The sequence below is a fragment of the Citrobacter youngae genome, from assembly GCF_003818115.1.
Classification (GTDB): domain Bacteria; phylum Pseudomonadota; class Gammaproteobacteria; order Enterobacterales; family Enterobacteriaceae; genus Citrobacter; species Citrobacter youngae.
The window spans coordinates 27,125-45,457 of the sequence record NZ_RPOI01000010.1 but is presented as its reverse complement, the minus strand read 5'-3'; the positions used below and the strand labels follow the sequence as shown (position 1 = coordinate 45,457).

General features: G+C 51.3%; 18 protein-coding genes. 5 read left to right on the top strand and 13 right to left on the bottom strand.

Annotation, left to right across the window (positions count from 1 at the left end; all coding sequences use genetic code 11):
• Positions 1-79: 79 nt before the first annotated feature.
• Positions 80-1,165, top strand: coding sequence for a malate/lactate/ureidoglycolate dehydrogenase (locus EHN13_RS08950; protein WP_061067581.1), 1,086 nt, complete (start codon positions 80-82; stop codon positions 1,163-1,165).
• Between the two features lie 97 nt (positions 1,166-1,262).
• On the opposite strand, the gene ybiJ is transcribed toward EHN13_RS08950, so the two are convergent.
• From ybiJ to mcbA, 5 genes are all read right to left on the bottom strand, one after another.
• The gene (ybiJ, locus tag EHN13_RS08945; protein WP_048212199.1) at positions 1,263-1,523 is read right to left on the bottom strand and encodes a DUF1471 family protein YbiJ; all 261 of its coding nucleotides are present in this window, start codon (positions 1,521-1,523) and stop codon (positions 1,263-1,265) included.
• 301 nt (positions 1,524-1,824) lie between these two features.
• Entirely contained in the window at positions 1,825-2,091 is a 267-nt protein-coding gene (locus EHN13_RS08940) for a DksA/TraR family C4-type zinc finger protein (protein WP_048212198.1), read from the bottom strand.
• Positions 2,092-2,166: 75 nt separating this feature from the next.
• Positions 2,167-2,844, bottom strand: a complete 678-nt coding sequence (gene ybiX, locus EHN13_RS08935; RefSeq protein ID WP_115643668.1) for a PKHD-type hydroxylase YbiX — start codon at positions 2,842-2,844, stop codon at positions 2,167-2,169.
• A gap of 43 nt (positions 2,845-2,887) precedes the next feature.
• Complete coding sequence (locus EHN13_RS08930) at positions 2,888-5,173, bottom strand: catecholate siderophore receptor Fiu (RefSeq protein ID WP_124021257.1); 2,286 nt, start codon at positions 5,171-5,173, stop codon at positions 2,888-2,890.
• A 291-nt stretch (positions 5,174-5,464) separates the two neighbouring features.
• Positions 5,465-5,725 carry a DUF1471 family periplasmic protein McbA gene (mcbA, locus tag EHN13_RS08925; protein ID WP_048212195.1) on the bottom strand — a complete coding sequence of 87 codons (261 nt, stop codon included), beginning with the start codon at positions 5,723-5,725 and terminating at the stop codon, positions 5,465-5,467.
• A 200-nt stretch (positions 5,726-5,925) separates the two neighbouring features.
• On the opposite strand from mcbA, the gene rlmF reads away from it, so the two are divergent.
• On the top strand, positions 5,926-6,852 hold the full coding sequence (gene rlmF / locus EHN13_RS08920; RefSeq protein WP_048212194.1) for a 23S rRNA (adenine(1618)-N(6))-methyltransferase RlmF: 927 nt from the start codon (positions 5,926-5,928) through the stop codon (positions 6,850-6,852).
• On the opposite strand, the gene ybiO is transcribed toward rlmF, so the two are convergent.
• From ybiO to rhtA, 6 genes are all read right to left on the bottom strand, one after another.
• Positions 6,849-9,086, bottom strand: a complete 2,238-nt coding sequence (ybiO, locus tag EHN13_RS08915) for a mechanosensitive channel protein (RefSeq protein ID WP_124021256.1) — start codon at positions 9,084-9,086, stop codon at positions 6,849-6,851. The genes rlmF and ybiO overlap by 4 nt on opposite strands.
• Positions 9,087-9,204: 118 nt before the next feature.
• On the bottom strand, positions 9,205-9,927 hold the full coding sequence (gene glnQ / locus EHN13_RS08910) for a glutamine ABC transporter ATP-binding protein GlnQ (RefSeq protein ID WP_042309588.1): 723 nt from the start codon (positions 9,925-9,927) through the stop codon (positions 9,205-9,207).
• Entirely contained in the window at positions 9,924-10,583 is a 660-nt protein-coding gene (gene glnP / locus EHN13_RS08905; RefSeq protein WP_005123684.1) for a glutamine ABC transporter permease GlnP, read from the bottom strand. The genes glnQ and glnP overlap by 4 nt, the downstream gene beginning before the upstream one ends.
• Before the next feature lie 133 nt (positions 10,584-10,716).
• Positions 10,717-11,463 (bottom strand): glutamine ABC transporter substrate-binding protein GlnH, encoded by a 747-nt coding sequence (gene glnH, locus EHN13_RS08900; RefSeq protein ID WP_048212192.1) that lies wholly within the window; start codon positions 11,461-11,463, stop codon positions 10,717-10,719.
• 365 nt (positions 11,464-11,828) lie between these two features.
• Positions 11,829-12,332: a DNA starvation/stationary phase protection protein Dps gene (dps, locus tag EHN13_RS08895; RefSeq protein WP_005123679.1), complete on the bottom strand. Its 504-nt coding sequence runs from the start codon at positions 12,330-12,332 to the stop codon at positions 11,829-11,831.
• A 303-nt stretch (positions 12,333-12,635) separates the two neighbouring features.
• Positions 12,636-13,523 carry a threonine/homoserine exporter RhtA gene (gene rhtA / locus EHN13_RS08890; RefSeq protein WP_048212191.1) on the bottom strand — a complete coding sequence of 296 codons (888 nt, stop codon included), beginning with the start codon at positions 13,521-13,523 and terminating at the stop codon, positions 12,636-12,638.
• Between the two features lie 411 nt (positions 13,524-13,934).
• On the opposite strand from rhtA, the gene ompX reads away from it, so the two are divergent.
• Positions 13,935-14,450: an outer membrane protein OmpX gene (ompX, locus tag EHN13_RS08885; protein ID WP_048212190.1), complete on the top strand. Its 516-nt coding sequence runs from the start codon at positions 13,935-13,937 to the stop codon at positions 14,448-14,450.
• 65 nt (positions 14,451-14,515) lie between these two features.
• Here the strand turns inward: ompX and EHN13_RS08880 are convergent, their stop codons facing one another.
• Positions 14,516-16,102, bottom strand: a complete 1,587-nt coding sequence (locus EHN13_RS08880) for a phosphoethanolamine transferase (RefSeq protein ID WP_061067588.1) — start codon at positions 16,100-16,102, stop codon at positions 14,516-14,518.
• Positions 16,103-16,377: 275 nt separating this feature from the next.
• Positions 16,378-16,506: a manganase accumulation protein MntS gene (gene mntS, locus EHN13_RS08875; protein ID WP_061067589.1), complete on the bottom strand. Its 129-nt coding sequence runs from the start codon at positions 16,504-16,506 to the stop codon at positions 16,378-16,380.
• A 186-nt stretch (positions 16,507-16,692) separates the two neighbouring features.
• On the opposite strand from mntS, the gene mntR reads away from it, so the two are divergent.
• Positions 16,693-17,166, top strand: coding sequence for a manganese-binding transcriptional regulator MntR (gene mntR / locus EHN13_RS08870; protein ID WP_003831586.1), 474 nt, complete (start codon positions 16,693-16,695; stop codon positions 17,164-17,166).
• A complete protein-coding gene (locus tag EHN13_RS08865) occupies positions 17,163-18,272 on the top strand; it encodes an anion transporter (protein WP_124021255.1) in 1,110 nt (369 codons plus the stop codon). The genes mntR and EHN13_RS08865 overlap by 4 nt, the downstream gene beginning before the upstream one ends.
• The last annotated feature ends 61 nt before the right edge of the window (positions 18,273-18,333 follow it).

The following is an 18,333-nucleotide window of genomic DNA, read 5'->3' as shown; positions in this document are numbered from 1 at the left end:
CCTCCTGGCGACCGTAGCGCAGCATAGTTTGTTGAAAAATAAGAAACACAACAAACACGCAACACAACAGGAGATAACAATGGACAGTGGACATCGCTTTCACGCGCCAACGCTACATGCGTTTATTCAGGCCGTTTTCCGACAGATGGGGAGTGACGAGCAGGAGGCGCAGTTGGTGGCCGATCATCTGATAGCCTCAAACCTCGCCGGGCATGATTCACACGGTATCGGGATGATCCCAAGCTACATTCGCTCATTCTCGCAGGGACATCTGCAGATCAATCGTCATGCCAAAGTGGTCAAAGATGCGGGCGCAGTGGTTACGCTGGATGGGGATTGCGCATTTGGTCAGGTAGCCGCGCATGAAGCTATCGCGCTGGGGATTGAGAAAGCACAGCAGTATGGAATTGCTGCGGTAGCACTGCATAATTCTCACCACATTGGGCGCATTGGCTACTGGGCGGAGCAGTGTGCGGCGGCGGGCTTTGTCTCTATACACTTTGTGAATGTGGTGGGGATCCCGATGGTTGCCCCGTTCCATGGTCGTGATAGCCGTTTTGGCACCAACCCTTTCTGCGTTGTGTTTCCACGTAAAAATGATTTCCCGTTGCTGCTGGACTACGCGACCAGCGCCATCGCTTTTGGTAAAACGCGCGTGGCGTGGCACAAAGGTGAGCCGGTTGCGCCGGGCTGTCTGATTGATGCTCAGGGGGCTCCTACTACCGATCCTGCCGTTATGCAGGAATCGCCATTGGGCTCGCTGCTCACCTTTGCCCAGCATAAAGGCTACGCGCTGGCGGCAATGTGTGAAATCATGGGCGGTGCGCTTTCTGGCGGTAAAACGACCCACGAAGCCAGTTTGCAGAACAGCGCAGACGCCATTATTAACTGCATGACCACGATCATCATTAACCCAACACTATTCGGTGCCCCGGACTGTGACAATCAGGTTTCGGCATTTGCTGAATGGGTCAAAGCGTCGCCGCATGCTGAGGATACGCCCATCCTGTTACCGGGTGAGTGGGAAGTGAATACCCGTGAAGAGCGGCTGGCGCAGGGTATCCCGCTTGATGCCGGAAGTTGGCAAGCGATATGTGAGGCGGCACAGCAAATCGGTATGCCGGATGCGGTATTGCAGGCGTTTCGCCAACGGCTTGAACGTTAGATAAAAAAAAGCCCGTCCAGTGGCGGACGGGCAAACAAAGGGTAACAAACAGGGTCAATGAGGGTTGGAGCATTGGGTCGTACAGGAATTCTGTTGGTTATTTGTAGATAACCGCGGTGCCGCTCATTTTGTCGTTGCCGACAGCGGAGGTGATGCTGTAACCACTTGCACCAGCAGCAGCTGCTTTTTCAGCCAGTTTTGCTTCCAGGCCGTCCAGCGTGGTGGCGCCATCAGCAGATACCACACCCATTTTATTCATGCTTTGCGCCTGAGTGGAGGTAACCGGCTCAGCAGCGAAAACACCAAATGACAGGGTAGACAGGGCGATAGCAGCAACAGCAAATTTAATGTTTTTCATGATTTTTCTCTCGCAGGTTTATTCGGTTAGTCGATGTTCTGTTCAGCAGACGTTGTTCTGTCGATGTGAGAAGTATCACGTTTTTTTCGGTGAGAGAAAATCGAATAGAATTGACGACATCAATCAAAAAAATTGAATGACAAATAACTTATTGAATATTAATAAATTCAGAAGAGGGATTTACAGTTCTTGTCATAGCGCTTTACAGAGAAAGTGACAACGGCACATTTTGCTACACCGCGAGTGAAAAAGCGTGCTCGTAAAGGAAATCGTATGCGCTGAAACTTTTGGTAAAGATGAGTCAACGTAGCTGGCTGTCTTTCGAACCTCTGCGATTATATCCTGAAAATGCAGAGTTATGTGAATCTTTATCCTGCTGGCAGGAGATGCACAAACGCACGCCGGGTACCGCTTCACGGCGCGCCTGCGGGATAGGATTGCCACATTCTTCACATTCATGCAGACTTTCCCCCGTCGGTAACTCACCGCGGGCGCGGGCAACAGCATCTTCAATCGTATTGTTGATCTGTTCGTTAACAGCGTCGTCATTTGCCCATCCGGATGCCATATGTACCTCCTGTTGATGTCTACAGAATAAGTATAGCGAATGTGATGGGCGAAAAACGACCACTCATCAGCGGTATCAGATTTCAGACCATTCGCGCAGCAGGTTATGGTAGAGATTGAGTAATGACAGGATCTCGCTACTTTCCCCATGACGTGCCTTCAGGGACTGAATGTTTTTATCCAGTTCAAACAGCATGGCGCGATTTTTGTCATCACGGATCATCGACTGGATCCACATAAACGATGCCACACGAACCCCACGGGTTACCGGCGTAACGCAGTGCAAGCTGCTGGAAGGGTAAAGCACCAGATCGCCTGCCGGAAGTTTCACCGCATGCTGGCCGTAGGTGTCATTGACCAGCAGCTCTCCTCCCGCATAATCGTCGGGATTACTGAGGAATAAGGTGGCGGAAAGGTCTGTGCGCATCCAGCCGTTTTCCGGGTGACTACGCACCGCGCCATCAACGTGAAAACCGTAGGTTTCGTTGTTCTGGTAGCGATTAAACAGCGGTGTGGAGAGCGTTTTCGGTAATGCTGCGGCGAAGAAAAGCGGGCTGTTATTCACCGCGGTTTGTACCGCCTGTTGCAAAATGCCGTAACGCTCACTTTGCGTATCCACCTGCTGGTTGTTTTTTACCTGCGCGCCCTGAGTGCCGGTGGTTGCGCGGCCATCAACCCAGTCGGCAGCGTCCAGTTGTTCGCGAAACCAGGCGACATCCTGCGCCGACAGAACGCCGGGAATGTGGTACATCATCAGTGTTTCTCCTGAAAGTGGGGCTTACGCCCCACGAGATGGATCAGAAATGCATATTGGCGGTGAGCAGGAAGGTTCTTGGCTCGTCCGGATGGTAACGGTATCCACTCTTGTTAATGGAGGATACATAATCGGTGTCGAACAGGTTATAGACGTTCAGCTGGAAATCGAGATTGCGGTTTACGCGATAGCCTAACTTGGCATCCGCAACCCAGTAGCCTTCAGTATAAGATGGCGTACCCACGGCGCCGTCCGAGCCGCGATGCATACTGCCCACGTAACGTGCGCCCGCGCCAACGGAAATATCATCGGTAGCCTGATACTGGCTCCACAGCGTGAAGGCATGTTCCGGCGTATAGGGCAGGGAAGAAGAACCATCCTGAGCAACGTTTTTGCCGCTGTGGATCGTGGCGCGTTGCTGGGTGTATCCCCCAATAACCTGCCATGCGGGAGTGATGTTGCCAGCTACAGAGAGTTCGTAGCCTTCAACGCGTTTCTCCCCGTACTGGGAATATGTTCCGTCGTCGTTCTGCTCTACTTCATTTTCAATATCCGTACGGAAAATCGCGGCGGTTAACAGCAGGCGCTTATCCAGCACCTCCCATTTGGTGCCGATCTCGCTGGTTTTCGCTTTCTGCGGTTTAAAATCGGTCCGGTTGGCGCTGTTACCGCTTCCGCCCTGTGCAAGGGCAAAGTTACTGCCGCCCGGCGGTTGCTGAGAAACGGCATAGTTAATGTAGACATTGCCGTTATCGGTCAGGTGATACAGCGCGCCCGCTTTCCAGTTCACCAGATTGCCTGATTTGGCAGTATCCACGGTCGTAACCGGAGAACCTTTGGCGACGCCTGTCGGACATGCAACTGCACCACGGCCAGAAGCACCGCACGCGGTGGCGCTGTCATACTCGGTACGATAATTATCCAGACGAATACCACCGTTCAGTTCAATATCACGCGTAATTTGCAGAGTATCGAAGGCGTAAATACCGAAGGTATCGGTCTGGCCGTTGGCGTTGGCGCCATTACGGGATAATCCACCAATGTTCACGTTGCTGTTCGGTGAGTAAATATTGACCGGCGGCGGGGTGATCGGGACTACGCCATAGTTGGTTTGCGTTTCGCGCGTCAGCTCCACACCGGTGCTGATGTCATGACCGATGGATCCCGTGTAAAACTTTGAGGTCAGGTTGGTCTGGTTGGTCAGGATTTTATTGCTGACATCTTTGGTATTTGCCAGGCGTGACCAGGTCCAGGTGTCGACGCTGCTGGTGGGTTGGGTGATGTTAGACGCGCCGCCCATTACCGCCGTCATCAGATAATCCTGTTTAATGCGCGACCAGCGGGTGGTGTTGCGAATCGTGGTGCTGTCGTTCAGGTCATGTTCAAAACGCATCGTCGCGGTATCGGTCGTCGAATCGTCGTAATCCGAGTTTGTACCGTAGAAATTATGCGTATCCACTTTTCCTGAATGATTCAGTGCAGAAGTACCTGCGGAAGGCGCGGAGTAACCCGGCAGGCCGATGGTGGGGACACCGCCATCCGGTGTGTTGTGTTGAGTAACGTGTAGATAGTTCAGATACAGTCGGTTCTCGGTACCTAAGCCAAAAGCGAGAGAGGGGGCCACGCCGTAACGTTCATTCTGCACGTTGTCGCGACCGGCATCATGCGTTTTTTCACCCATCAGGTTTAAGCGTACTGCGGTGGTGTCACCGATGACCTGATTGATATCCAGCGTTCCCCGGCGAAACCAGGCGCTACCGACGCTGGCTGAGGCATCAATACCTGAATCGGTGCGCGGCTGCTTGCTGATCATATTGATGGAGCCAGTGGGGGCACTGCGACCATAGTCGGTACCGGAAGGGCCTTTAATCACTTCAACCTGTTCGGTATTGAAGGTGTCACGCGTGACGCTACCAATATCACGAATACCGTCGATATAGATGCTGTTTGAGGTGTCAGCACCTCGCATATACACCGCATCGCCGGTGGTGGAGTTACCATTTTCACCCGCAAAAAATGCGCCAACACCCGGCACGTTTTTCAACGCATCAGTAAGATTGGTTGCTCCCTGATCCTTAATAACCTGCTCAGAAATGACCGTCATGGTGCGAGTGGTATCCGCCACCGGGCGGGAGAATTTAGGGTCGGCAGACTGTGTTGGGGCGTACAGCGAAGGTTTGGCCGCTTCAACGACCAACGTATCTTCTTGTTTTTTATCCTGATCGCCTGCGGCTACAGCCTGGGCTGCCGGAGACAGGCCAATGCACAGACCGGCAAAAAAAGTCAGTGAATGAAAACTACTGGACGGCAAGTTGCGATTTTTATCCATGTTAATGAATGACTTATTATTTTTGAGTAGAAGGTTTCACTCAAACGAAGGGACATCTCTGTGGACGTTATACCCTGCAGGCCTCGCCTGAATGAAATGCGTAATTGATAATAATTTTGATAAGCATTATCAATAAGTGTGACGTTTTAGCATTCATTACTTCAAAAATAAATACATTTATTTACATTGAATTCGAAATTCCAACATGGCGGTTACAGTTCATGCAGGGGATTTCAGAAAGAAAGGACAGCAAACTGCATTCAGGGCGAATGCAGTTGAGCTGAGGGAGAGTTACTTATAAATAGTTGCTGTACCGTACATCTGATTTTTACCGCCAGCGGAATTAACCACAAAACCTTTCGCGCCTTGCTCTTTGGCTTTTTCTGCCAGCTTACCTTCGAGGTCATCCAGACTTGATGCTCCGCTCACGGAAATCGTACCGGAGGCTTGTAGTGGACCGTTGGCAGGACTGGCATTGGGCTGGGCAGCAAAAGTCGCAAATGTCATGCCGGTAAGTATGGTAGCGGCAAGGAATGTGAGGCATTTCTTCATGATGATATCCTCTGAGAAACAACAGATCGTGCCTGATAAGTTTAGGTCGTCATTGCAGGGCATTTGCCGCAAAAAATCGACCAACAACAGGCTATTTTTTGAACGATGCAATTCGTATAAAAAATGAAATTTCCCTGCTGTGTATGTTTACCCCGTGGCGTTATGCGGGTATCTTACGCCGCTGTTAAAAGGAGAATGCTATGCCCCCCCAGAAACCGGGATTACATCCACGCAACCGCCACAATGGCCGCTATGATCTTGCGACGTTATGCCAGGTTACCCCCGAGCTGACGCAATTTCTCACCCTCACGCCCGGCGGCGAGCAGAGTGTTGATTTCGCCAACCCGCAGGCAGTTAAGGCGCTCAATAAAGCACTGCTGGCGCATTATTATGCGGTGGCAAACTGGGATATCCCGGAAGGTTTTCTTTGCCCACCGGTTCCGGGTCGTGCGGACTACATTCACCATCTGGCCGACCTGTTGGGTGAAACCACCGGAACCATCCCTGCAAATGCGAGCATCCTGGATATAGGCGTAGGGGCAAACTGTATTTATCCTCTGATCGGCGTGCATGAATACGGCTGGCGATTTACGGGCAGTGAGAGCAGTAGCGAAGCGTTTAACAGCGCTCAGGCGATCATAAACGGCAATCCGGGGTTAACCCGTGCTATTCGTCTGCGTCGTCAGAAAGATGCTTCGGCAATCTTCAACGGTATCATTCACAAAAATGAGCAGTATGAAGCCACATTGTGTAACCCGCCATTCCATGATTCTGCGGCCTCAGCCCGCGCAGGAAGCGAGCGCAAACGCCGCAATCTGGGCCAGGACAAAGATGATGCGCTGAACTTTGGCGGACAGCAGCAGGAGCTGTGGTGTGAAGGCGGTGAAGTGGCGTTCATCAAAAAAATGATCGCCGAAAGCCAGGCCTTTGGTCGCCAGGTAATGTGGTTCACCACGCTGGTTTCGCGCGGCGAGAATTTGCCTCCGCTGTACCACGCATTAACGGATGCGGGCGCGGTGAAAGTGGTTAAAAAAGAGATGGCCCAGGGGCAAAAGCAGAGTCGCTTTATTGCCTGGACCTTTATGGATAACGATCAGCGTCGTCGTTTTATGGCGCGTCAACGCTAAAGCGTGGGCTCGGCTGGCGGCAGCGGTTCGCTTGCCGCAGGGGTTGGGCCATGCACCGGTGCAGGCAAGACCTGATAGGTCTGTACCGGAGCGCGCACGTTGGCCAGATCGAAGTGTTTCTTTACCTGGCTGTCGAGCGCAAAACGTACCGTCCACTGCTTCAGCGGCAGGGTGGTAAACGAAACCCGCAGCGTGAAGGCCGTATTGGTTAACCCCACAATCCCGGCAAACGACGGCTCGCCAATGATAAGCCCGCGGATATCTTCTTTTTCCATCACCGCAGCAACCGCGTCTTTCAATGCCTGATTCGCTTTATCCGCATCCTCATGGCGGTCTACATCGTAATTGGCGACGACCGATCCAATGCCACGCACAAAATTGGCGAAGGTCGTTATCGATGACCACGGGATGATATGGTACGCCCCGGTGTCCTGACGCACGCCCACTGAGCGGATGGACATCCGTTCTACCGTACCGGTGAGTGGACCGATGGTCACCAGATCGCCGGTGTTCATGCCATTCTCGAACTGAATAAAGATCCCGGTAATAATATCTTTTACCAACGTTTGTGAGCCGAAAGAGATAGCCAGCCCCAGCGCCCCGGCACCAGCCAGTAAAGGGGCGATATTGACGCCAATTTCGGACAGCACAATCATGATAGTGATCGTGCTGATGATCACCGCCAGTGCGTTGCGAAACAGCGTCAGCAGGGTGCGAGTACGCGCGCTGGGTAACGGGCGACCATGAATATCGGAAGCCAGACGATTTTCAATCAGGCTGGCGAGGATCGTCCAGCCGATGGCGGAGAAGAATAAAATCAGCGCGATACGGATCAGGATATCCACCGTTTTTTCGCCGGCGCCGTAATGCAGCCAGTTCCAGAAGTCGAACAGTCCCCAGGCGTTGAGTAGCAGCATGACCGCGACGCACACTGTCAGGATCCTGGCCACGCTTAACGCCGTTGACAGCCAGCCATTTAGCCGCTTTTGTAATTCTGGATAGCTGCGCTGCGTGTGCGGCGACAGGGTAATGGTTTTGGCAATCCAGCGGGATAACATGCCGGATACAAAGGCGGCGATCCCGATGATCACCAGGCTGCGCAGCGTGGCGCCCATCATGAATTTCAGGCTGTTGCCTGGATCAAACAGCGAGAAGAAAAACAGCACAATGAAGTAGGCGCTGGCCAGCCAATGCCATACCAGCGCAAAAGCACGGATAAACAGGCTAAAGAAAGCTAAAGAGCGTGCGGCAAGATTCTGTAAGTGCTGGGTAATCTCATTCTTGTTTCTGAAAATCAGGTACAGCGCCCACAGCGTGATGCACAGCATGATGATGACATTTGCCATCGCGCCGACCTGCACATTAACCTGATTCGAAATAATGGGTACGGCAACGATAAGCCCGTAGCCAATCAGGCTGCTCAATGAACTCAAACGGCGATTCCAGTAGCGTGCGCCTGCATCCTGAATGTTAAACGGGCGCAGCTCGGTCACCGCCGGGCAAAATATCAGGCGCAAAATGGCCTTGAAGAACTCAATCAGCGCGAAAGCATTAAGAAACAAACTTTGCTGAAAGGCGATGGTGCGACTGCCGGCGTTCATTTTGTCGCTCAGTATCTGCCCGACAAACAAGGTGAGCGCCAGTAGAAGCAAATCGATAACGAATGCGCCAACGATCATCGCCGGAAGCTGGAGCCAGTTGCTGCGCTCACGGTTTTTGCGTCGTGCCCATTGTCCCATTTTGCGATACAGCGGCAGCGCGCACAGGCGAACCAGCCAGAAAAAACCGAACACTGACACCGCCAGCATTAAAAAATGCGTCAGGGCATTGGTGAATGTTTGCGGGTTAAAGATCTTATGCGGGGCATCGGTAATATTGCGATAAAGCTGGGCAAAGCGGCTGGAGAGGGCTTCACCGTAGTGGCGGGTGACATCCGTGACGTTTTCCAGTACCGTTTTTTCTTCCGTTAACGTGGGCGGGACAATGGTCGGCACCGGCTCGGCAGGAGGGGCAGTGGCCACTTTGCGTAACTGGCCGATCAGCTCCTGACGCGAGGCGTCATTTTCCAGCACATCGGCCAGGGCGCCGTAAGCCGCCTTTTTCTGTTCAATATCCGGCTCTTTCGCCAGTGTGGTTTGCGCGTTGGTTGACGTTGGCGTGGTGACGCCAGGGATCGTCACCGCCTGGGTCGGAAGACTCAACAGACAAACAATGATGAACAGGATCCTGCGCATCACTCCTCCTATGAGAAAATAAATTCAAAAGGATAAGTATAGATGTCAGGGCGGGAGAGAATTGAAATGAGAGGATTCTGGTGAAAAACCTCCCTTCGGGCGAAGGGAGGCAGGGCTATCAGGAAACGTGCTGCAAGAATTCCTGTAAGCGTTGGCTGGGCGGATTTTCAATCAGGGCCTGCGGATTGCCGTCCTCGGCAATACGTCCCTTATCGATGAAAATCAGGCGTGAAGCCACTTTTTCGGCAAAACCGATTTCGTGGGTCACAATCACCATGGTCATTCCTTCTTCCGCCAGATCCTGCATAACTTTCAGAACTTCGTGGCGCAGTTCCGGATCCAGCGCTGAGGTTGGCTCATCAAACAGCATCATTTTCGGCTTCACCGCCAGCGCACGGGCGATAGCCACACGCTGTTGTTGACCGCCGGACAGCTCAGAAGGGTAGTGATGCGCACGTTCGGCCAGACCCACTTTCGCCAGCAGTTCTTTCGCCAGTTTCTCGGCCTGTTCTTTATTTGCCCCGCGTACGCGCTGCGGCCCAAACATGACGTTTTCCAGCGCCGTCAGATGCGGGAACAGGTAGAACTGCTGAAACACCATCCCGGCTTCCTGGCGGATTAACCGCTCGTCTACCTTCGGATCGTTCACTTTCAGGCCGTCAACAATCAGGTCACCGGAGGTAATTTCTTCCAGCTTGTTAATGCAGCGCAGCAGGGTAGATTTACCGGAGCCAGATGGCCCGATAATCACCACGACTTCACCTTGTTTAATATTCAGATCGATGTTGTGTAGCACCTGGGTTGGACCAAAGTGCTTAGAAACGTTTTTAAATTCAATCACAGGATTTTCATCCTTCTTTCCAGACGACGCAGAATGAAGCTCAGCACCAGCGTAATGATCAGATAGAACACTGCAACGGCGCTCCAAATTTCCAGGGCGCGGAAGTTACCAGCAATGATTTCCTGACCCTGACGCGTCAGTTCAGCGACGCCAATGACGATAAACAGCGAGGTATCTTTGATGCTGATGATCCACTGGTTGCCCAGCGGTGGCAGCATACGACGCAGCGCGAGAGGTAAAATTACGTGACGGATAGTCTCCGTGCGTGAAAGTCCAAGCGCCAGGCCAGCCTCGCTGAATCCTTTGTGGATTGAGAGTACCGCGCCACGCGTGATTTCCGCGATATAGGCACCGGAGTTAATCATGATGGTGACAACAGCGGCGCTGAAGGGGTCAATACGCAAATCGTTAAACGCCATTGGCAGGGCGAAGTAGATAAACATCACCTGTACAACGATTGGCGTACCGCGGATGACTTCGATAAACACCAGCGCTACGTGGTTGGCTATCCAACCGCCGAAAGTACGCGCAAAACCTGCTGCAAGCCCGATAATCAGACCGCCAGCCAGACCGAGGATTGAAATCCACAGGGTCATTTTGGCGCCTTCTATCAAAAGCGGGATGGCGGGCCAGATGGCACTCCAGTCAAACTGCATATGTCGTTCCTGTTACCGTGGTGAAAAGAGTCAATTGCCCGTTTTACCGGATGTACTTATCCGGCCTACAGGTCTCAAAAATGCTGGCGTAGACCCGGCAAGCATCACGCTACCGGGCCTGTGCTGTAGATTATTATTTAGGTTCAGTACCGAACCATTTTTTGTAGATTTCGTTGTAAGTACCGTTCTCTTTCAGCGTTTTCAGCGCGCCGTTCACTTTCTCACGCAGTTCATCGCTGCCTTTCGGGAAGGCGATACCGTACTGCTGGGCTTCCAGGGAATCACCTACAGCTTTGAACTGACCGTTGCCCGCAGTCTTGATGAAATACAGAATGTTTGGTGTATCGTGCAGTACGGCGTCTGCGCGGTTGGTACCCAGTTCCATATACGCGTTATCGATGTTCGGGAACTGACGCAGGTCTTTAGTTTTGATGTTCGCTTTTGCGTAATCAACGGAACCGGTGCCGCCCTTCACTGCGACGACTTTACCGTCCAGATCTTTTACGCTTTTCACATCGTTATTGTTCGCTTTGACCATCACTAACAGGCCGCTTTTGTAGTAGCCGTCAGAGAAGTCGATGGCTTTTTTACGCTCTTCGGTAATAGTGATACCTGCCAGCGCCAAATCGACGTTTTTGGTTTGCAGAGCCGGGATGATGCCGCTGAAATCCATTGGTTTCAGTTCATAATCCAGCTTTAGTTCTTTGGCGACGGCAGCCCACAGATCCACATCAAAACCAACGTATTTGTCACCCTGTTTGAATTCAAAGGGAACAAAGGCGGTGTCGGTTGCGACAACCAGTTTCTTATCTGCGGCATGGGAGGACACCGCAAAAGCCAGGGTAAGTGCAGCCAGTGAAACTTTTAATACAGACTTCATAGGATTTCCTTTTATATCCACGGGGCGATCCCCTGCGAGAACATATGGCTTAATGAAAGAATCGTGCCAATTTTGCAACTCATTGTTTTAACAAGAGGGCGTCTCATTTTGTTGCACAATAAGTAGGGCAAAGCGGGCTGTTTGCACCGTTTCAGGGCACTCATTTGGTGCATGACGGACGCGGTGCAAACGGTATGACTATTTAGCGTAAAAATTGTTGATAAAACAATCTTTCGTTAACGATTGTGTGAGGTGATTATTACAAATAATTTACTTTGGAGTGACGAATGATCAATGTTGTGCACCATAGAAGTGCAAAACCCCCGCAAATGCGAGGGTAATAATAGGTATTTCTTATATGTCTGTTATTCGATGTTCGCTTCGATAAACCACAAGAATTTGTCGAGGTCACGGGAGGCCGCAGTGAAGATATCTGCTGTATCCTCATCTTTTGCTTCACTTATCGCTTTACGTACGCTGTTAGCAACCACGGCATAACGTTCGGCCAGCTCTTTTAAGTGGTCCTGTACGTTATGGATATCCAGCGGGTAGCTTTTCAGTGGCGTTTTGCTGTTAATAACCTGCGTTGTCCCCAGTGCCACACCGCCTAACTGTACGGCACGCTCAGCCATGGTATCGAGGTGATCGGTCAGTGCTGTCCGGAAACCATCCAGCATTTCATGTACGGCAATGAAGTTTGCGCCGCGCATATTCCAGTGTGCCTGTTTGGTGATCAATGACAGGTCGATGAATTGGATCACCTGCTGATTCAGCAGTTCAACGGTCGCTTTTTTATCGCTGTCGGTTACATCGTTACGGGTATAAAGGAGGGCTGATGCTTTTGTTTTTACCAGTTTTGCAGTACTCATAATCTCATATCCTCTTGATGTTTACGTCCCAAATCTTCAACGAGGATAAGTATAGCGCTAATTTCAGTTTTATTTTTCTGGTGTTGCCTATCACTTTAATAGCGAGGTGAGTGAAAATATAAAATATCGATATAAATCAATGAAATAAGTTATTTTAGCACAGCGTATTGTTATTATTGTGTTAATGCTATGCCTCAGCATAAATAGCGTGCTTCAACAGGGAGGTAGAGGGCGATAATAATAGTGGGGATAGATAACAAGATATTCTGCATGATTATGCAAACCATGCAGAATATTGGCAGGTTAATTCACGTCAATTTGCTTAATTTGCGGGTCCTTACGGATGGTGAGCGTAGAGCCCATGGACGCAGCAATAATCGCTCCCAGAGCCAGCGTCTGGATAAACGTCAGCGTTTCCCCGAGGAAAATCATTCCAGACACTGCAGCCAGTGCAGGCTCCATGCTCATCAGTGTCCCAAAGGTACGTGTAGGCAGTCGCGTTAATGCGATCATTTCCAGCGAATAGGGGAGCGCAGTAGAGAGGACCGCTACCGCTAAGCCCAACGGGAGAATAGACCAGTGCCACAGCGCATCGCCTGCCTGAATGACGCCAATCGGCACGAAAACCAGCGCTGCGATTAATGAGCCAACTGCGACCGTTGCCGGGCCATGCTCTTCGCCTGCGCGTTGCCCGGTAAGAATATAGATAGCCCAACAGGCGCCAGCACCTAATGCCAGCGCGGCACCGGTTAAATCAACGTGAGAAACATCCTGACCTAACGGTAGCAGGAACCACAGTCCGAGCACGGCCAGCGCAACCCAGATAAAATCCACCGGGCGGCGGGAGGAAAATAATGCCACCGCGAGCGGGCCGGTAAATTCCAGCGCTACGGCAATACCCAGCGGTACAGTCTGAATTGACAGGTAAAAGAGATAGTTCATCCCACCCAGAGACAAACCATAAAACAGCAGGGGAAGACGTTGCTCTTTGGCAAAACGTAAACGCCAGGGTTTAAAGAAGGCGATAAGGATGAGCGTTCCCAGTGCGAGGCGCAGGGCGGTAACGCCTGGCGCACCGACGAGAGGGAACAGCGATTTCGCCAGCGATGCGCCGCTTTGAATCGAGGACATAGCTATCAGCAAAACCAAAATAGGCAACCAGACTGGCGCTTTACGTGACGACCCCGGCATCCTTTCTCCTGTCAAATGATGGTTACACACCTTGCCCCGCGGGACGCCGCAGATTTGCTGCGATGCGCGTGAGTTTGTGTATAGAAAAGTAAAACAGCGAGTGTAATGGAAATACGCTCGGCTGGTTGAGTATTCGTTGAAAAAAAAATTACTGAGATCCGTACAATGGCATGAAAACGATGGATTAATAATCTGCGTGATTAGGAATTATCTGGATGAATGTGCCGTGTTGTGCGCGCAATAATGGCATAAATCATTAGAAAAGTGATGTTAATTGAAAGAGATAGCGGGTTTATGAAATGTTCTGTTACATGAAAAGCCTCGTTAGACATCGCGAATCGCAAAGAGTTTCCCATCAGTTTTTGGTATATTTAAAACTTAAGATTTACTTGAAGCACATTTGAGGTGGTTATGAAAAAAATTGCATGTCTTTCAGCACTGGCCGCTGTTCTGGCTTTCTCCGCAGGTACCGCTGTAGCTGCTACTTCTACCGTTACTGGTGGTTACGCTCAGAGCGATGCTCAGGGCGCAGCGAACAAAATGAACGGTTTCAACCTGAAGTATCGTTACGAGCAGGACAACAGCCCGCTGGGCGTGATCGGTTCCTTCACTTACACTGAAAAAGATCGTACCGACTCGTTTGGCGATTACAACAAAACCCAATACTACGGCATCACTGCAGGTCCGGCTTACCGTCTGAATGACTGGGCAAGCGTCTACGGTGTTGTAGGTGTTGGCTACGGTAAATTCCAGGATGCAGCAACGCCTGCTGACAAACACGACACCAGCGACTACGGTTTCTCTTACGGTGCCGGTGTGCAGTTCAACCCGATCGAAAACGTTGCTCTGGACTTCTCTTACGAGCAGAGCCGTATTCGTAGCGTTGACGTAGGTACCTGGATCGCGGGTGTTGGTTACCGCTTCTAATCACTTCGGTGATATAAAAAATCCGCCTCCAGGGGCGGATTTTTTTTGCCTGCAATTATGAGCTGTTAACGAGATTTGGTCTCGAAGATATCAGTGCCCAAATGGTTGTAGTCCACCTTCTGCAATTTAAAGTTGGTGATATACACTGGCCCGGCTTTTTTCTCAGAGATAAAGCGGTAGCTGTTGATAATTTCCTTCGCGCTGATCCCCGTCCACTGTGAGAAAAAACTCAGGAAATCATTGGCGGATCGACGGGCCTTAATCACCCGATGCGCTTTATCATCGCTGGACAGTACCATAAAGGGCACCTGGAAGTTCTGTTGGAACTGGTCATCATGCGCCAGGTACTGCACCTCTTTTCCGCGCTCTTTAAAGGCGAGGCCATGATCGGAGAAATAGACCATCGAGAAGCTACTGCCGCTGTTACGCAACTGCTCGTAAAGCTGGCGCAGCAGGTCATCCGTCTGCGTCATGGTGTACAGGTAACAGGAGGTCTCCTTGGACTGGACGAAAGTCTCATATTTTCCTTGTGTACGGTCGCAGGCCTGCGGGTGAGAACCCATTAAATGCAGCACAATCAGTTGCGGCTGGGTGCGTTCGGTGGCCAGCACCTGGGCGGTCATTTTCAACAGCGCTTCGTCACGGGTGTTTTTGTCCGCTTCGAAATCACCGTTTTTCAGGAACTGAACTTCATCTGCTCGCTTCGCAATGCTGGCGATTGCCGTATCGTATTCACCGATCTGCCCCTGATTGGAAAACCACCACGTCTGGAACCCAGCGCGGTTGGCCAGCGTGACAAAGTTATCCTGGAACTGAGGCTTATTATCGACGACCCGATTTAGCGTTAAGCCGAGCGATTTTTGCGTAGAACCACTGGCGGCAATGTAATCAGCAAAAATGTAGCCATTAACGGTGCTGGAAAACGGCGTGTTATCCCAGTGACCGCCAAACGCGCCTAACGCATCACGACGGGCGCTTTCACCGATCACCACAACATAGGTGTGATACTTCGGCTTCACGGCGGTGACTGTCCAGCTGTCTTTGACGCTCGACAGCTTCGCCATACGCTCTTGCTCATCAAGCACTTCGTTGTTATTGACGATAACGTCCTTGGCAAAGCGGAAAACCGGGTAACCGGTATCTTTTAACTTGAAAACGCCGCCCCATGCCAGGTTTTGTACCGGAGTAACAAAGAATGCAACGATGCTGAACAGCAAGCACAGGCTGTCGTACTTGTTCCAGCGACGTTTCTGCTCGTCTTTTTTACGCCGTACGGCGATAACGCCGAGCGCAAAAATAAACACGCCAACCAGGTAGTTGTACCAGGGGAAGATGGTCAGGATTTCGGTCGACTCTTCCATGTTGGTCGAGTGCAGCGCTAACAACGTATTAAAGTTTGGCGAGCCGTAAGCCTGGCCAAACGGAAAATACATTGCCGCAATCAACGAACAGACGCCAATCAGTGCTTTTTGCGCGCGCGGCGCAGTACGCCACAACAGCATCAATACACAGGTAAAGGCAACGCTATAAAGAAGGCTTAGTGGGTAGCCCAGCGCGAGGTTGATCAGCAAAGACTGTAAAAAGTAAAAGCCAGTCCACGGACTAATCGCCCGGCTGCGAGCAATGATTGAATCTTTGAGGGTTAAATTCATATGCCACTGTTGCAAAAACGCCATGTGCTACCCCTGGCGCAAAGGGTCATGCCTGCCTGAGAGAGCGAGAAGAGGGAATGGGTCCGCATCCGCGAGCCGCAATATATGCAGGGCTGCGAAAAGATAGAGTGTGTGCAAGAGAAGGTCAACTACTACAAAGAAATTGTTTTGAGAGGGCAACTGCAAAACAGACAAAAAGAAGGGTTATTCGGACGAAACCTATCACCGTAATCAGGTTACGGCAAAGAAATGAAGCGGCGTACCGCGACGCCGCATTATTTTGCTGAGGATTTATCCTGCTCTGGTTTGCCGTTAATCATGTCACACAGCATAGAGATCAGCATCAACCGTACTTTAAAGGGAGAGTGGCTAAACACGCGTATACACCTCTTAAATTCATTCATATAAACCTCCTGACTTCACGATCCCATCAGTCCTTGAGGGATGTCTTTATTATATACAGATATAGCACAGGCTATATTATATAGCTATTGCTAAAACGTTAATTTTTTGTGCCCACGCAACTCTGGTTTACAATGAGCGTTCTCTAATCAGATGCCGTTAACGCGTCACAGTAACGAGGAAGCAGAATGAGTCGTCGCGCAGGTATGCCAACAACAAAAAAAGTGACGCAATTGGTGAATGTCGAAGAACACGTTGAAGGATTTCGTCAGGTCCGGGAGGCTCATCGCCGTGAGCTGATTGATGACTACGTAGAGCTGATTTCCGATCTCATTATCGAGGTGGGTGAAGCACGCCAGGTAGATATGGCCGCGCGGCTTGGGGTTTCCCAGCCGACAGTTGCCAAAATGCTTAAGCGCCTTGCCTCCGTTGGGTTGATTGAAATGATCCCCTGGCGGGGCGTGTTTTTAACCGCAGAAGGTGAGCGATTAGCTCAGGAGAGTCGGGAGCGTCATCAGATTGTGGAGAATTTCCTGTTGATGTTAGGTATCAGCCCGGAAATTGCCCGTCGCGATGCGGAAGGAATGGAGCATCACGTCAGTAAGGAAACACTGGAGGCTTTTAGCCGGTTTACGCAACAGCAAGGAACGGGCTCTGAATGAGTTTCCCTTTATTACGCGCCTTGCGGCGCGATCGTTTTTTCCAGCTGTTAATCATCGTCGGGGTTGTACTGAGCCTGTTCACGCCATTTGCGCCCCGCTTATGGCCAGGGGCGATTGACTGGCACACGATTATTACGCTTAGCGGTCTGATGTTACTGACCAAAGGTGTGGAGCTCAGCGGCTATTTTGATGTGTTAGGGCGCAAGATGACCCGCCGCTTCAACACCGAACGCCAACTGGCGATATTTATGGTGCTGGCGGCGGCGCTGCTGTCGACGTTTCTGACCAACGATGTGGCGCTGTTTATTGTCGTCCCGCTGACCATCACCCTGAAAAAATTGTGCGCTATTCCGGTGAATCGCCTGATTATCTTTGAGGCGCTGGCGGTTAACGCCGGATCGTTGCTCACGCCAATAGGTAACCCGCAAAACATTCTGATGTGGGGGCGTTCTGGCTTGTCATTTGCCGCGTTTACCTGGCAAATGGCGCCGCTTGCGGGGGCCATGATGCTGACGCTGGTGGTGCTGTGCTGGTTCAGTTTCCCGAATAAAGCATTGCATTATCACACCGGTACGTCCGCACCTGACTGGCAACCGCGTCTGGTGTGGAGCTGTCTGGCGTTGTATATCATCTTCCTGACGGCACTGGAGTTAAAACAAGAGCTGTGGGGCCTGGCGATCGTCGCCGCGGGGTTCATGGTACTGGCTCGCCGTGTGATCCTCAGCGTTGACTGGACGTTGCTGTTAGTGTTTATGGCGATGTTTATTGATGTGCATTTGCTGACGCAGTTGCCGGTGTTACACGGAATAACCAGTCAGATTGGCACGCTTTCAGCACCGGGGCTGTGGTTGACGGCAATCGGCTTGTCGCAGTTTATCAGTAACGTTCCCAGCACGATTTTGTTGCTCAACTATGTTCCGCCGACGCTATTGTTGGCCTGGGCAGTTAATATCGGAGGGTTTGGCCTGTTGCCGGGGTCGCTGGCGAATCTGATTGCTTTACGCATGGCAAATGACCGACGCATCTGGTGGCGTTTTCATCTGTATTCGGTGCCGATGCTGATATGGGCGGCGTTGGTGGGATATGGCTTGCTGTTGATGATGTAATTGATGTGGTGTGCCGGATGGCGGCTGGCGCCTAATCCGGCCTACAGTGCTGGTAGGCCCG

Excerpts from the sequence above, each read along its gene's own strand:
- mntS (WP_061067589.1), bottom strand. The coding sequence starts at position 16,506 with ATGAATGAATTTAAGAGGTGTATACGCGTGTTTAGCCACTCTCCCTTT.
- ybiX (WP_115643668.1), bottom strand. The coding sequence starts at position 2,844 with ATGATGTACCACATTCCCGGCGTTCTGTCGGCGCAGGATGTCGCCTGG.
- glnP (WP_005123684.1), bottom strand. The coding sequence starts at position 10,583 with ATGCAGTTTGACTGGAGTGCCATCTGGCCCGCCATCCCGCTTTTGATA.
- glnH (WP_048212192.1), bottom strand. The coding sequence starts at position 11,463 with ATGAAGTCTGTATTAAAAGTTTCACTGGCTGCACTTACCCTGGCTTTT.
- rlmF (WP_048212194.1), top strand. The coding sequence starts at position 5,926 with ATGCCCCCCCAGAAACCGGGATTACATCCACGCAACCGCCACAATGGC.
- EHN13_RS08940 (WP_048212198.1), bottom strand. The coding sequence starts at position 2,091 with ATGGCATCCGGATGGGCAAATGACGACGCTGTTAACGAACAGATCAAC.
- dps (WP_005123679.1), bottom strand. The coding sequence starts at position 12,332 with ATGAGTACTGCAAAACTGGTAAAAACAAAAGCATCAGCCCTCCTTTAT.
- mcbA (WP_048212195.1), bottom strand. The coding sequence starts at position 5,725 with ATGAAGAAATGCCTCACATTCCTTGCCGCTACCATACTTACCGGCATG.
- rhtA (WP_048212191.1), bottom strand. The coding sequence starts at position 13,523 with ATGCCGGGGTCGTCACGTAAAGCGCCAGTCTGGTTGCCTATTTTGGTT.
- ompX (WP_048212190.1), top strand. The coding sequence starts at position 13,935 with ATGAAAAAAATTGCATGTCTTTCAGCACTGGCCGCTGTTCTGGCTTTC.
- EHN13_RS08880 (WP_061067588.1), bottom strand. The coding sequence starts at position 16,102 with ATGAATTTAACCCTCAAAGATTCAATCATTGCTCGCAGCCGGGCGATT.
- ybiO (WP_124021256.1), bottom strand. The coding sequence starts at position 9,086 with ATGCGCAGGATCCTGTTCATCATTGTTTGTCTGTTGAGTCTTCCGACC.
- EHN13_RS08930 (WP_124021257.1), bottom strand. The coding sequence starts at position 5,173 with ATGGATAAAAATCGCAACTTGCCGTCCAGTAGTTTTCATTCACTGACT.
- EHN13_RS08865 (WP_124021255.1), top strand. The coding sequence starts at position 17,163 with ATGAGTTTCCCTTTATTACGCGCCTTGCGGCGCGATCGTTTTTTCCAG.
- ybiJ (WP_048212199.1), bottom strand. The coding sequence starts at position 1,523 with ATGAAAAACATTAAATTTGCTGTTGCTGCTATCGCCCTGTCTACCCTG.
- mntR (WP_003831586.1), top strand. The coding sequence starts at position 16,693 with ATGAGTCGTCGCGCAGGTATGCCAACAACAAAAAAAGTGACGCAATTG.
- EHN13_RS08950 (WP_061067581.1), top strand. The coding sequence starts at position 80 with ATGGACAGTGGACATCGCTTTCACGCGCCAACGCTACATGCGTTTATT.